11 protein-coding genes are annotated in these 14003 nt (G+C 68.1%); all 11 read right to left on the bottom strand.

Going from position 1 to position 14003, the window contains the following annotated elements:
• Positions 1-77: 77 nt before the first annotated feature.
• The gene (locus ACYAF3_RS25150; RefSeq protein WP_023088815.1) at positions 78-2198 is read right to left on the bottom strand and encodes a TonB-dependent receptor family protein; all 2121 of its coding nucleotides are present in this window, start codon (positions 2196-2198) and stop codon (positions 78-80) included.
• Between the two features lie 131 nt (positions 2199-2329).
• Positions 2330-4741, bottom strand: coding sequence for a glucose/quinate/shikimate family membrane-bound PQQ-dependent dehydrogenase (locus ACYAF3_RS25145; protein WP_003158923.1), 2412 nt, complete (start codon positions 4739-4741; stop codon positions 2330-2332).
• 153 nt (positions 4742-4894) lie between these two features.
• On the bottom strand, positions 4895-6253 hold the full coding sequence (gene oprB / locus ACYAF3_RS25140) for a carbohydrate porin OprB (protein ID WP_254856957.1): 1359 nt from the start codon (positions 6251-6253) through the stop codon (positions 4895-4897).
• Positions 6254-6594: 341 nt separating this feature from the next.
• Positions 6595-6876: a DUF971 domain-containing protein gene (locus tag ACYAF3_RS25135; protein WP_004343622.1), complete on the bottom strand. Its 282-nt coding sequence runs from the start codon at positions 6874-6876 to the stop codon at positions 6595-6597.
• A complete protein-coding gene (locus tag ACYAF3_RS25130; protein WP_004343623.1) occupies positions 6873-7838 on the bottom strand; it encodes a HEAT repeat domain-containing protein in 966 nt (321 codons plus the stop codon). The genes ACYAF3_RS25135 and ACYAF3_RS25130 overlap by 4 nt, the downstream gene beginning before the upstream one ends.
• On the bottom strand, positions 7835-8689 hold the full coding sequence (locus ACYAF3_RS25125; protein ID WP_033999270.1) for an ABC transporter ATP-binding protein: 855 nt from the start codon (positions 8687-8689) through the stop codon (positions 7835-7837). Before ACYAF3_RS25125 ends, ACYAF3_RS25130 begins: the two co-directional genes overlap by 4 nt.
• Positions 8686-9483 carry an ABC transporter permease gene (locus tag ACYAF3_RS25120; RefSeq protein WP_004343624.1) on the bottom strand — a complete coding sequence of 266 codons (798 nt, stop codon included), beginning with the start codon at positions 9481-9483 and terminating at the stop codon, positions 8686-8688. The genes ACYAF3_RS25125 and ACYAF3_RS25120 overlap by 4 nt, the downstream gene beginning before the upstream one ends.
• A 24-nt stretch (positions 9484-9507) precedes the next feature.
• Positions 9508-10914, bottom strand: a complete 1407-nt coding sequence (locus ACYAF3_RS25115; RefSeq protein ID WP_004343625.1) for an ABC transporter substrate-binding protein — start codon at positions 10912-10914, stop codon at positions 9508-9510.
• Between the two features lie 134 nt (positions 10915-11048).
• Positions 11049-11294, bottom strand: coding sequence for a 4Fe-4S dicluster domain-containing protein (locus tag ACYAF3_RS25110; protein WP_003089354.1), 246 nt, complete (start codon positions 11292-11294; stop codon positions 11049-11051).
• Positions 11295-11379: 85 nt separating this feature from the next.
• The gene (locus ACYAF3_RS25105; RefSeq protein ID WP_004343632.1) at positions 11380-13104 is read right to left on the bottom strand and encodes a fumarate reductase/succinate dehydrogenase flavoprotein subunit; all 1725 of its coding nucleotides are present in this window, start codon (positions 13102-13104) and stop codon (positions 11380-11382) included.
• Positions 13101-13850, bottom strand: coding sequence for a GntR family transcriptional regulator (locus ACYAF3_RS25100; RefSeq protein WP_003113099.1), 750 nt, complete (start codon positions 13848-13850; stop codon positions 13101-13103). The genes ACYAF3_RS25105 and ACYAF3_RS25100 overlap by 4 nt, the downstream gene beginning before the upstream one ends.
• Positions 13851-14003: the final 153 nt, after the last annotated feature.

The following is a 14003-nucleotide window of genomic DNA, read 5'->3' as shown; positions in this document are numbered from 1 at the left end:
GTACATCCATACAGTAATCGGAATTGACGACGCTGACAAGGGCTGGCCGGGTAGCGCGAACAAGCGCATCCGGCACTTCAGAATTGGTATTCGACCCCGGCTCCCGCGTACCAGGACAGCCCGGGGGCCGCTTCGTAGTAACGCCGGTTGCCGTCGCCGACGATGACCGAGCCGACGTACTGGCGGTCGAACAGGTTGTCCAGGCGCACCAGCTGGTGGAAGGCCCAGGCTCCCAGGCGCTGCTCGAAGCGGGTGCGCCAGTTGAATACCGCATAGCTCGGCGCGGCCTTTTCGCTGTTGCTGTCCTCGACGTAGACCTGGCTGCGGTACATGCCTTCCCAGCCCATGCTGATGCCCTCCGCGGGCTTCCACACCAGTTCGCCGAACAGGCTGCTTTCCGGCACGCCCGGCAGGTGCTTGCCCTTGCCGATGGTCTTGCCGCCGGCCTCGAAATCCGAATCGTAGGTGGCGGATAGCCGGGTATAGGCCAGGTTGGCGTTCCAGTGCTCGCTCAGTTCGCTCTCCAGGCCCAGTTCGAAGCCGCGACGCAGGGTCTTGCCGGCGTTCTGGTAGCTGGTGCGACCGCCGAGGGAGCTGGCGACGACGATCTCGTCCTCGCTGCGGATCTGGAAGATCGCCGCGTTGACCCGCGTATTGCCCCACAGGCGCGCCTTCAGCCCGGCTTCGTACTGGCTGCTGGTGGCTGGCTTGAGGCCGAAGTTGAAGACGTCCGGCGCGTTCGCCGCCACCGGCGCATAGGCCATCTCCGCCTGGGTCGGAGTCTCGAAGCCCTTGCCGGCGCTGAGGTAGCCGTGCAGGTCGGGGGTGAAGGCGTACATCACCGAGAACGACGGGGTGTTCTTCCGGTAGCGCCGCGAGCCGCTGGCATCGCCGTTGCTCAGGTAGCGGTCGTCGACCTCCATCTTCATGGTGCTGTGGCGCACCCCGGCCTGCAGGGTCCAGGCGTCGATGGCCCAGCTCGCCTGCAGGTAGGGATCGAGGCTGGTGGCGGTGTCCACCTCGTCGCGGCGCAACTCGCCCTTCACGCCGAGCTGGTCGCCGTTGAAGTTCTGGTAGCCGCGACGGTCGTCGCGGCTCTGGTCGTAGTCGAGGCCGACGGTCAGGTTCAGCACGCCCGGCGCCTGGCGTACCGGTTGCAGCCAGCGCACGGTGCCACCGTGGAAGTCGCGGTCGAAGTCCACCACGCCGCCGCCACGCTGACTGTTGGAGGCCACCCCCCTGGGGATCGACAGATACTGCACGACACTGCGCTTGCCCACGTAGGCGTTGACCTGCAAGGTCGCCTCGCCGAAGTAGCGCTCGTAGTTCATCCCGGCCTGCTGGTGGTCGATGCTCTTGCGCGTGTCGTACAGCTCGGCGTTGGCGGTGACGGAGCGCGGGTCGTGCTTGTAGGCGTCCCAGGTCTGCCCCAGCGGATCTTCAGTGTCGTTCTGTTCCAAGCTGCTGTAGATCAGCGCCACGCGGCTGTCGGCGTCGGGCCTGAAGTTCAGCTTGGCGAAGGTCTGGTCGCGGCGCGCGGCGCTGTGGTCGCGGTAGCCGTCGGTGTCCATCCGCGAGGCATCCACCAGGAAACCGACCCCGTCGCCCTCGCCTTCCGTGTACAGGTGGTTGCGGCTCAGGCCATCGCTGCCGACGGAGGTTTCCGCGCCGACCCGCGGGGCGCCCTGGCCGTCGCGGGAGAACATCTGGATCACCCCGCCGGCGTTGCTGCCGTAGATCGTCGAGGCCGGCCCGCGCAGTACCTCGATGCGCTCGGCGACGTCGAGGTTGAGGGTCGCGGCCTGGCCCTGGCCATCCGGCGTACTGGCCGGGATGCCGTCGGCGAGCAGCTTCAGCCCGCGGATACCGAAGGCCGAGCGGGCGCCGTAGCCGCGCGAGGAGATTTGCAGGTCCTGAGCGTAGTTCTGGCGGTTCTGCACCACCAGGCCAGGTACCCGCGGCAGGACTTCGGAGAGGTTGATGCCGAGCTGGCCGTCGGCGATCTGCCGACGCTCGATGCTATCCACCGAGAACGGCAGGTCGAAGGTGTCGCTGGGGTTGTAGCTGCCGGTCACCACCATGGGTTCGAGGCTGCGTCGCTCCTCGCCCTGGACGGCGCAGGCGATGGCCAGGCCGCAGAGCGCCAGGGAGCCGGGCAACAGGTGGGAGACGAAGCTGGGTCGGGGTCGGGACGGCATGCAGGGTTCCGCGGGTCGCAAGGTATCGAAGGGGCTTTGCCAAGGGCGGGAACGCGCCTCCCCTTGGCAAAGCCCCTTCCGGGCCGAGGCCCGGAAGGCCGGGAGCCGGCTGTGGGCTCCCGGTGGGCGGGTCATTGCCTGGGCAGGGCGTAGGCGATGATGTAGTCGCCCATGCGGGTACCGAAGGAGCCGTGTCCGCCAGCGACGATCAGCACGTACTGGCGACCGTCCTTGCCGGTGTAGCTCATCGGCGTGGCCTGGCCGCCGGCCGGCAGGCGCGCCTGCCAGAGCTGCTTGCCGTCCTTCACGTCGTAGGCGCGCAGGTACTGGTCGAGCGTGCCGCTGAGGAAGGCCACGCCGCCGGCGGTGGTGATCGAGCCGCCCATGCTCGGTACGCCGACGGTGAGGCCGATCGGCACCGGGGTGTTGTCGCGGCTGGTGCCGTTCTTGTGCTGCCAGACGACCTTGGCGGTGGTCAGGTCGATACCCGCCACGTCACCCCAGGACGGCGCCTGGCACGGCAGGCCGATGGGCGACATGAACGGATGCATGATCACCGCGTAGGGCGCGCCGGTGTTCGGCTGCACGCCGCTGGTCTCGCCCTCGCGCTTGCTTCCGCTGGGCACCTTGTCGCGCGGCACCATCTGCGAGACGAAGGCCATGTAGTTGGGGCTGGTGAAGAGGATCTGGCGCACCGGGTCGACCGCCACCCCGCCCCAGTTGAACACTCCGACGTTGCCCGGATAGATCAGGCTGCCCTGCTCCGACGGCGGGGTGTACTGGCCCTCGTAGCGCAGCGAGCGGAACTGGATGCGGCAGAGCATCTGGTCGAACGGGCTGCTGCCCCACATGTCGCGCTCGGTCAGCGGCGGGCGCAGCAGGTTGAGGTCGGAACGCGCCTGGGTCGGCGCGGTATGGTCGCCCTCCACCGCGCCCTGCGGCGCCGGCACTTCGCGGATCGGCACGATCGGCGTGCCGTCGCGGCGGTCCAGCACGTACAGGCTGCCCTGCTTGGTCGGCGCGATCAGCGCCGGCTTGACGCCATCGGCGGTCTTCAGGTCGAGCAGGGTCGGCTGGCTGCCGACGTCCATGTCCCACAGGTCGTGGTGGGTGAACTGGTAGTTCCAGCGCAGCTTGCCGGTGTTCAGGTCGAGGGCCACCAGGCCGGCGCTGAACTTCTCGGCACCGGGGGTGCGGTTGCCGCCCCACTGGTCGGGCATCTGGTTGCCCAGCGGCAGGTAGACCTGGCCGAGCTTCTCGTCGACGCTGGCCAGCGACCACATGTTCGGCGAGTTGCGGGTATAGAACTTGCCGGGAGCCAGGGGCTCGGTCTCGTCCGGGTTGCCGCTGTCCCAGTTCCACACCAGCTTGCCGTCGTGCACGTCGAAGGCGCGGATCACCCCGGACGGCTCGTTGGTCGACTCGTTGTCGGTGACGTGGCCGCCGATGATCACCAGATTGCGGGTGACCGCCGCCGGCGAGGTGGAGTAGTAGCCGCCCGGGGTGAACGGACCGATGCCGGCCGTCAGGTCGACCGCGCCCTTGACCCCGAAGTCCTCGCAGACCTTGCCGTTGTCGGCGTTGATCGCGATCAGGCGGGCGTCGGCGGTGGGCAGGAACAGGCGCCGCGGACAACTGGCGGCGACCGCCTTGCCGGCCTCGGAGAGCGCGGCCGGCGGCGCGCCGACGTCGCTCCTGGCGTACTGCTCTTCGTCGTAGTAGGAGACGCCACGGCAAGTCATGTGGGCGAAGCCCTTGAAGCCTACCGGGCTCTGGATCTGCGGATCGAAGCGCCAGATTTCCGCGCCGGTGTCCGGGTCGAGGGCCAGCACCTTGCTGTGCGCGGTGCAGGCGTAGAGCATGCCGTTGACCTTCAGCGGGGTGTTCTCGTTGGTCAGTTCGAGCGGATCGTCGGCGGTCGGCAGGTCGCCGGTACGGATGCGCCAGGCTTCCTCGAGCTGGCCGACGTTGGCCGGGGTGATCTGCTTCAACGGCGAGTAGCGGTCGCCGAACTCGGTGCGCCCGTAGGCCTGCCAGTCGCCGTCCGGCATCGCCGGGGCGGTGCTGGTCATGCCGCTGTCGCGGTCGATGCGACCGACGATCTGCCCCGGATTGGTGAACTGGCTGCCCACCGCGGCGGCGCCGGCCAGGACCACCGCCACGCCCAGCGCCGCGGTGCCCAGCGGCGCCGGACCGTCGGCCAGCAGCGGGCGGCGGAACCAGGGTAGCCAGAGCAGCAGGCCGAAGACGAACCACAGAGCCAGGCGCGGCACCAGTTGCCACCAGTCCAGGCCGACTTCCCACAGCGCCCAGACGGTGCTGGCGAACAGCACCAGAGCGTACAGGCCTAGCGCCGCACGCTTGCCCAGCAGCAGCAACAGTCCGCTCAGGGCCAGGCCGATGCCGGCCAGCAGGTAGTACAGCGAGCCGCCCAGGCTCGCCAGCTTGATGCCGCCGGCCAGCAGCGCCAGGCCGGACAGCAGGATCAACAGGCCGAGCAGGCTCGGCAGCAGGCGCGATCGACTGCGGTTACCTTCGCTCATCGTCCGGTACTCCCTTCGGGGTTGATGACAGGCATTGCTTACTCTCCTATTACGTTCTGCACGCCGGGCTGTTCAGCCCGCCGCGCCGCGTTGGGCGGCGCTGAAGAAATGGCCGCTGGCCATGACCGAATCGCGGTTGTCCGAAGCAACAGCCTAGAACACCGTCTGGATCTTGATCCCCGCCACCAGCGCGTTGTCGACCTCGTCGACCCCGCCCGGCTGCTTGATGTATTGCAGGTTCGGCCGCACCGTCAGCCAGTCGGTCACATGCACCCCGTAGTACAGCTCGGCGTTGTACTCGGTGTCCTGCAGCGGCTGGTACAGCGGGTTGTCGTAATCGTCGATGCCGTTCACCTGGTTCACCAGGCGCTGGCGCTTCTTCACATCGTCGTTGACATGGATGCGCGCGATGCCCAGGCCGATGTCGTCCTTCGGCCGCGCGTCGAACGGACCCTTGTAGACCATCCCGAGCTGCTGGTAGTTGTCCACCACGTTGGTCGCCTTGTCGTGGACCGTCAGGTTGGCGAACAGGCTCAACCCGCGCGAGGCATCGCCGTTGTGCGAAGTGACCTGCTGCTGCGCCACCACCCACCAGCCATGCTTGCTGCCGCGCGACTTGAAGTCGTTGCCGGTCAGCCCCTGCGGCTGGCCGTCGACGTCGTCGTAGACGTCATCGGCCTTCGCCGTGCTGTAGTAGTAGCCCAGCCGGTACTCGCCCGGCAGTTGCTCGGCGCCGACCTTCGGCTGCCAGATCAGCTCCACCGGCAGCAACGCGCCCTTGGTCCCGCTGCCGCTCATCTTGAAGCCGTTGCCGGTCTCCAGGTTCGACGGGTTCTGCTCGTAGGCGCCGACCTGCACGTACCAGTCCGGCGCGAAGTTGTACTTCACCCGCAACGCCCACTGGCTGACCGGCCAGTTGTACCAGATGCTCCCCGCCCAGTTGCCCACCTGCGAGCCGCAGAAGGCCAGGTTCTGGAAATCGCAGGGGAAGCTGTTGAAGTCCTCGCCCTCGCCGAAACGGCCGAATTTCACGTCCAGCGCGCCGTCGAAGTACTGCTGCTTGAGCCACAGCTGGGTCAGCCGCCAGGTCTGCCCGCGGCCCCAGACCTCCTGCACCGAGCTGATGTGCCCGGCACGCGGGTCGCCGATGCGGTCGTTGGAAAGGTTCTTGCCGTTGCGCTCGGTGACGGTGAACTGGAACTCGGTAGCCTTCCAGCCGAGGATCTTCTCCAGGTCCATGTGCACGCCCAGGGCGAACTGGTCGGTGTAGCGTCCTGTCTTGTCGTCGTCATAGCCGCCGTCGAGGTTGGCCGCCGCCTCGCCGACGTACTCCAGCTTGAAGTCGTAGCCCTTCTCCAGCAGCTCGGTGCGCTTGCCGCCCCAGTCGCCGAGCATCCATTTCGAGTTCGGCGAGAACGCCTCGGCGGCGTGCACCGCGTTGGCCAGCAGGGAGGCGGACAATAGGCCGCCGGCCAAGGGGCGCAGGGCCGGGCGGAGAAGATGGGATTTCACGCGAACGCTTCCTCGTTGCGAATGGTCGACTGGCCGCACGCAGCGACCGCTCTACTTCCTCGATAACCTTGCAAGGAGCAAGGGTTTATGAAGAGGACTCATGATCTGAGCCAAGCAGAACAATGGTTAATTTGCGAATGATAAGGTCTTTGCAAGTAAAGCTGAAACGTTTCAGGCTGGAAAACAGTGTTACGGAAACGACAACGAAGCCAGGCGGCGGGCCTTCGAGCGGGTCACCCGGGTGGTGGCCGTGGCGGGACGGGGACAACGCAGGGATTGGCAACAATCTGAAACCCATGAACGCGCTTCACGTTGTTGCCGGGAGCGGAACAATACCCGCCTCAGAGTTCGTCGCGCAGATAGGACCAGGGGTAGATACCGCGCTCGTGGCCATCGTCGAACAGCAACTGCACGCCGTAGCCCTGCAGGCGGATATCGCGCAGGCGCACGCCCTGCTCCGCCGCGACGATCCGTCCGCGCAGGCGCTGCGCCCGGCATTGCGCACAGGGACAGGCGGCGCGCAGGCGCGCATGGTCGATCCGGCTGACCGCGCCGTCCGCCCATTCGAGCATCAGCCAGCCGTCCCTGGCGGCATTGCGCAGGCGCAGCGGCGGCTGGGTCATGCCGGCACCCGCAGTTGCGCCAGGGCGATGCGCACCGCCTTGCGCACCTCGGGATCGCCGTCGCCTTCGGCGACCCGCAAGGCCTGGGCCGAGGCCGGGTCCGCCAGTTCGCCGAGGGCCAGGGCGGCCTCCTTGCGCAGGTTGCCGATGGGATGGCCGAGCAACGCTTCCAGCGCCTCCCGCGCCGGCCTGTGGCGCAAGCGCCCGAGTGCGCGGGCGGCGCGCAGGCGGACCTGCCAGTAGTCGTCCGCCAGGGCCTTCAGCAGCGGCTCGCCGGCCTCCTCCCGGCCCAGCTTGCCAAGGGTCGTCGCCGCCTCTTCGCGAACCTGCCATTGAGCGTCCGCCAGCGCCGCGCAGAGCGCCGGCAGCACCGTCACCTCGCGGCTCAGGCCGAGGGCGCCGGTGGCCGCCCGGCGTACCTCCGGGTCGACATCGGCGCTGGCCAGCCTGGCCAGTTCGGCCAGGGCCGGCTGGTGGCGGAGCCAGCCGAGTACCGCCACCGCCTCGCGGCGCACCGCCGCCTGCGGATCGCCGAGGGCGGCCAAGGCCGGCACGGCGCTCTCCTCCAGGCGCAGTTCGCGCAACGCACGCAATACGCTGGCGCGGACGAAGGCATCGGCATGCCCGAGCCACGGCAGCAGGCGCCGCCCGGCGGCCGGTTCCTTGAGTTCGCCAAGGCTCTGCGCGGCGGCATCGGCCACCGCCGGCACCGGATCGGCCAGGGCCGCACAGAGCGCATCGACCACTGCGTCTTCCTCCCAGGCCTCCAGCAGGCGCGCGGCCTCGCCGCGCACGCCGGGGTCGGGATCGCCGCGCAGGGCCGCAACCAGCAACGGCAGCGCCTCCGGCAGCTCCAGGTCGGCCAGTTCGATCAGCGCCAGGCGGCGTACGCCGGGGTCGGCGTCCTCCAGGCGCGGCGACAGTTCGAGGATTTCGGGCAGGGTGGCGTTTTTACAGGTCATATGGCGATCCGCAGTCGGTCCGGGGTGATGCCCAGCGGCAAGCCGAGCGGGGTCAGGCGCGGCAACTGGCGGCCGTCGTCGTGGTCGAGCAGTTCCAGGCAGTGGCGTTTCAGGCGCACGAAGTCGGCGCTGGTCACCAGCCGGGTGTCGCGCGGGCGCGGGAAGTCCAGCGCCAGGTCGGCGATGATCCGTCCCGGACGGGGGCTCATCACCAGCACCCTGTCCGCCAGGTACAGGGCCTCGTCGATGTCGTGGGTGACGAACAGCACCGTGGTGCGGACCCGCGCCCATACGTCCAGCAGCAAGGTCTGCATCTTCAGCCGGGTCTGCGCGTCGAGGGCGCCGAAGGGCTCGTCCATCAGCAGCAGGCGCGGCCGGTTGACCAGCACCCGGGCGATCTCCACGCGCTGCTGCATACCCCCGGACAGTTGGCCGGGCCAGCGCCCGGCGAAGTCCGCCAGCCCCACCAGTCCGAGCATCTCCATGGCGCGCCGGTTGCGCTCGGCGCGGGCCAGGCCCTGCATCTTCAGGCCGAAGGCGACGTTGTCGCGGACCCGCCGCCAGGGGAACAGGGTGTGCTGCTGGAATACCATGCCACGCTGCGGCGAAGGTCCTTCCACGCTCCGGCCGTCGACCCTCACGCTGCCGGCGCTTGGCCGCAGGTGGCCGGCCAGGGCGCCGAGCAGGGTCGACTTGCCGCATCCCGAAGGCCCGAGCAGGCAGACGAACTCGCCCGGCCGCGCCTCCAGGTTCAGATCGCGGACCGCCTCGAAGGCTTCGCTCCCCTGCCCCAGGCGGATGCTCAGGTCGCGGATCTGGATGCGCCCCAGGCTGTTGCCGGCCGTCGTCATCGGACCTTGCCTCCCGCCGCGTACCAGGGCGTCAGCGACGCGCCGACGCGCTTCACCAACCCACTGCTGCCCATGCCGAAGAGGCCGATGAGCAGCATGCCGACCACCACCTCGTCGTAGTTCTGGATGTTGTAGGAAGCCCAGGTGTAGTAACCCAGTCCCCATTGCCCGGAGATCATCTCGGCGGTCACCAGGCAGAACCAGGAGGTGCCCATGCCGATCGCCAGGCCGGTGAAGATGCCCGGTCCGGCGCCGGGCAGCAGCACCTCGCGCAGCAGCGCCCGGCGCCCCGCCCCCAGGCTGCGCGCCGAAGCCAGCAGGCGCGGATCGAGCGCCTCCACGCCATGCACGGTATTGAGCAGGATCGGGAACAGCGCGCCGGTGAAGGTAATGAAGATCATCGAGGCCTCCGACGAAGGGAACATCAGGATCGCCAGGGGAATCCAGGCCACCGCCGGGATCGGCCGCAGCACCTCCAGCGGCGGCAGCAGCAAGGCCTCGGCCCAGGCCGAGCGGCCGATCGCCAGGCCGAGGGCGATGCCCAGCGCGGCGGCCAGCAGATAGCCGGCGAAGACCCGCGCCAGACTGGCGCCGAGGTGCGTCAGGAGTACGCTGGACTGGGCCAGGTTGCAGGCCGCCAGCAACACCGCGCCGGGCGTCGGCACGTTGGCGAAGGTCACCAGGCCCAGATTCAGTTGCAGACCGGCGGCGAGCTGCCAGAACGCCAGGCAGGCCGCCAGCGAAGCGGCGCGGGTGGCCCAGCGCCAGGGTCGGGAGATCGGAAGCGAACTCATGGGCGGACTCCGAAGACGCCCGCCTCAGCGGAGCGCCAGCGCCTGCTGGCTGGCGGCGGCAAAGTCGCGTACCTCGCCGCCATGGCGGCGGGCATAGTCCTGGGCCTGCTCGCGGAGCAGGAAGGCGTTGAGACGACCCTCGCCGTCGCGGACGAACCACGCCTGGTTGGCCAGCAGCTTGATCCCGCTGTCACGATCCTGGGCGTAGATCGCACGAATCGCCTTGCCCTGCGCCTTCAGCTCGGCAAGATCGGCCAGGGCCGACTCCGGCGAAGCGTAATGGCGCACCCTGGCCTCGCCCTTCACCCAGATCTGCGCTACCCGTTCGAACTCCTCGATCGGCCGGCCGCTGCGCGCGTCGCTGGCGCGCAGCGGCGACGGTGCGTAGTCTGCCAGCGCCGCCTGGTAGTCCAGCCCGGCCTGACGGTAGGCCTCGCGGACGTAGCGGTCGTCGACGAAACGCTCGACGTCCAGCCCACGGTCGGCCTTCTTCAGCAGCTTCAGGGTGTCGATGGAGGTCGCCAGAGCCTGGCGGTATTCGGGTTTCCAGGCCTGGTCGCGGGTCTGCAGGCCGAGCGGACCGTGGAACAGGTAATTGACCTCGGCCTCGATGCCGGTGACCTTCTCGATCAGCTCGCTGTATTTCTCCGGTTCGGCGGCCAGCAGTCGATTGGCTTCGATGCTCGCCCGCAGGTAGGCCACCACCACCTCCGGATAGCGCTCGGCGTAGGCGGCGTCCACCAGCGCGCCATGGAAGGTCGGCGCGTTGGCCTGGGAACCGTCGTAGATCTTGCGGGCGAAGCCGCGATTGGGGAACAGCTCGGCGAAGGGTACGAAGTCGGCATGGGCGGCAATCTTGTTCGCCTGCAAGGCCGAACCGGCGATTTCCGGCGGCTGGGCGATGATGGTCACGTCGCGCTGCGGGTCCCAGCCTTGCGCCGCCACCGCGCGCAGCAGCATGCCATGGGCAGTGGAGGCGAACGGTACGGAGATGGTCTGGCCTTTCAGTTCGGCCAGCGACTGCACCGGCGAGCCGCTCGGTACCACGATGCCGTTGCCGCTGCCACGGGTGCTGCCGGACAGCACGCTGATGAACAGGCTGCGCTTGCCGGCGGCGGCGAAGGCCACACCGTTGAAGGTGCCGGGAAAGTCGGCCATGGCGCCGAAGTCGAGCTTGCCGGCGACCATCTCGTTGGTCAGCGGTGCGCCACTGGTGAAGTTCTTCCACTCCACCCGGTAGTCCGCATCCTTGTAGCGGCCGTCGCGCGGCAGGTATTTCTCCAGCAGGCCCAGCTCGCGGATCAGCAGCCCGCCGGCGGCGCAGTTGATGGTGGTGTCCTGAGTGCCGATGGCCACGCGGATGGTTTCCGCCTGGGCACCCAGGGAAGTCAGGGCCAGCGCCAGGCTGGCCAGGATTGCACGCAGTCGCATGGGGATTCCCCTCGAATCATGGTCATGGGAATCGTCTCCTCCACCCGGACGGTGGTGGGAAACGAGGGGTGTTTCAGAGTGGCGTCCGGGAGTGGCCGGATGGCGGGTTCTGCCTCGCTTGCCGGGAGCGGGCGTCAGCGCAGCAGGTAGGGAATCTCGACCTTCACCGCGCCGGTCGGGCAGTCCTTTTCGCAAGGCATGCAGTACCAGCACTCGTCGTAGGCCATGTAGGCCTTGCGGGTCGTCGGATCGATGGCCAGCAGGTCCATCGGGCAGACCTCGACGCAGACGGTGCAGCCCTTGTCGGCGATGCAGCGGTCTTCGTCGATGGTCACCGGGGCGCTGCTGCGGAAGAAGATGTCCTGGGGTCGGTAGGCCATGGCACGCGGTCCTCGTGGTTCGATCTGGCCCGCTTTCGTGGCGGCGGGCTCGGTGTCTAGCGGTACTACGCCGGGGCGTGGGGCCCTAGGCGGCGTCGTTCCTCAGCCGCAGGCGCTGGTAGGCCTGCTGTTCGCCCTCGTCGATGGCGAACAGGTAGGGTTCGACCGGTTTCCTGAAGCTGGCCATGCGTCCCTGCTCGTCCTTCTTCAGGTGCGCGTGGCAGAACCAGGCAGCGTCGTCGCGCCGCGGATAGTCCACCCGGTGGTGGTACAGGCCCCAGCGGCTCTCGGTGCGGAACAGCGAGGCGCGCGCGGCCATCTCCGCGCAATCGCGGATAACGCTGACTTCCAGGGCGCGCATCAGCTCGTGGGGGTTGTCCGCCTTGATCCGCTCCAGATCCTCGGCGATGGCCTGGATGCGTTGCAGGCCCAATTCCATCTTGCGGGTCACCTTGGGCGGTTGCAGGTAGTCGTTGACCAGCCGGCGCAGCTTGTACTCCACCTGCGCCGCCGGCAGGCCATGCTCGCGCAGCAGCGGCGCCTCGATCCGCGCACGCTCGCGCTCGACCTGGGCGCTGTCGACCGCGCTGAAGGCGCGCCCGGCGACGTATTCGGCGGCGTTGCGCCCGGCGAACCAGCCATAGGTGAAGGCGCCGAGCATGTAGTTGTGCGGCACCGCGGCCATGTCGCCGGCTGCGTAGAGGCCCTTCACGCTGGTCTCGGCCTTCTCGTTGACCCACACGCCGGAGGCCGAGTGGCCGGAGCAGAAGCCGATCTCGGAAATGTGCATCTCGACCATCTGCTGGCGGTAGTCGGTGCCGCGCCCGGCGTGGAACTGCCCGCGACTGGGGCGTTCGTTGCCATGGAGGATGTCCTCGATGGTCTGGATGGTTTCCTCCGCCAGGTGGTCGAGCTTGAGGAACACCGGGCCATTGCCGCCTTCGAGTTCCTGGTGGAACTCCCACATCATCTGCCCGCTCCAGTAGTCGCATTCGATGAAGCGCTCACCCCTGGCGTTGGCGGTATAGCCACCCAGCGGGCCGGTGACGTAGGCACAGGCCGGGCCGTTGTAGTCCTTGATCAGCGGGTTGATCTGGAAGCATTCCAGGTTGGCCAGCTCGGCGCCGGCATGATAGGCCATGGCGTAGCCGTCGCCGGCGTTGGTCGGGTTCTCGTAGGTACCCATCAGGTAGCCCGAGGACGGCAGGCCCAGGCGGCCCGCCGCGCCGCAGCAAAGGATCACCGCCTTGGCGCGGATCACATGGAAGTCGCCGCTGCGGCAGTCGAAACCGAGTACGCCGTTCACCGCGCCCTCGGCATCGGTGAGCAGGCGGGTGCAGACCAGGCGGTTGGCGATGGGGATCCGCGCACGCTTGAGCTGGCGGTAGAGCACCTTCTTGATGTCGTGCCCTTCCGGCATCGGCAGCACATAGGCGCCCATGTGGTGGACCTTCTTCACCGCATAGTCGCCGGTCTCGTCCTTTTCGAACCTGACGCCCCAGCGATCCAGCTGCCGCAGGGTCTCGAAGCTGTGGCTGGCATAGGCGTATACCGCCGCCTGGTTGACGATGCCGTCGTTGGCCACGGTGATTTCCCGGGTGTACTGCTCGGCCGTGGCGTGGCCGGGGACGATGGCGTTGTTCAACCCGTCCATGCCCATGCTGATGGCGCCGCTGCGCTTGACGTTGGCCTTGTCCACCAGCAGCACGCGCAGTTCGCGGTCGTGCTCCTTGGCCTTGATCGCCGCCATCGGCCCGGCGGTGCCGCCGCCGATCACCACGATGTCGTATTCCTGCTCCAGGGTGTTCATGCCCGCTCTCCCTTCTGCCGATCGATGCGCAGGCGATACTGGAAAGCGTCGCCGCGGTAGTAGAGGTATTCGAAGTCCAGCGGCGCGCCGTCGGCGGCATGGGTCAGGCGCTCGATACGCATGATCGGCGCGCCCTCCTCGACCGCCAGGGCGCGGGTCAGGTCGGCATCGGCGAGCACCGCGTCGATGGCCAGGTCGGCATGGCCGAGGGGAATGCCGCAATCGTTCTCGAGGATCAGGAAGATGTCGCGGGTCACCAGGTCGGCCTTCTCCAGGCGCTCGCCGAGCGCCTGCGGCAGGTAGGTGACTTCCAGCGAAACCGGCTCGCGGTTGACCAGCCGCACCCGCTTGATCTCGCACACAGGGCTGCCCTCTTCCACCCGCAGGCGCTCGGCCACCCGCGCGCCGGCCGGCACGTAGCGCAGGCCATGCAGGCGGTTGATGACCTCGTAGCCCATCTGCGTCATGGACTCGCCCAGGCCTTGCAGGGTGCTGACGTTCTGGAACGCCTTCGGCCGGGCGACGAAGGTGCCCTTGCCGTGGATCTTGAAGATCAGCCCTTCCTTCTGCAGGTCGCCGAGCGCCTGGCGCACGGTGATGCGGCTGACGTCGAAGGCCTTGCCCAGCTCGTTCTCCGAGGGCATGCGGCTGAGCGGCGGGTAGACGCCGTCGAGGATGCGCCCGCGCAGCAGCTCCTTGAGCTGGCTGTACAGCGGCACGGGAGAAAGCGGGAGCAGTTTGCCCATGGTCGGATTCGCTTGTCGGAGTGGCTCGGACACTTGTTATAACAAGTTATGCTGTGATGGTAAACGCCATGAACGATCAAGCGGAAATACCGAAAACGCATATGGATATGGCGCCACCCGTGCGTGGCTCTCGCCGGCCAAAGGACCGGCCCG

The organism is Pseudomonas sp. TZ252 (assembly GCF_056110345.1).
The sequence above is the reverse complement of the archived record's forward strand: the minus strand, read 5'-3'. Positions and strand labels throughout refer to the sequence as shown.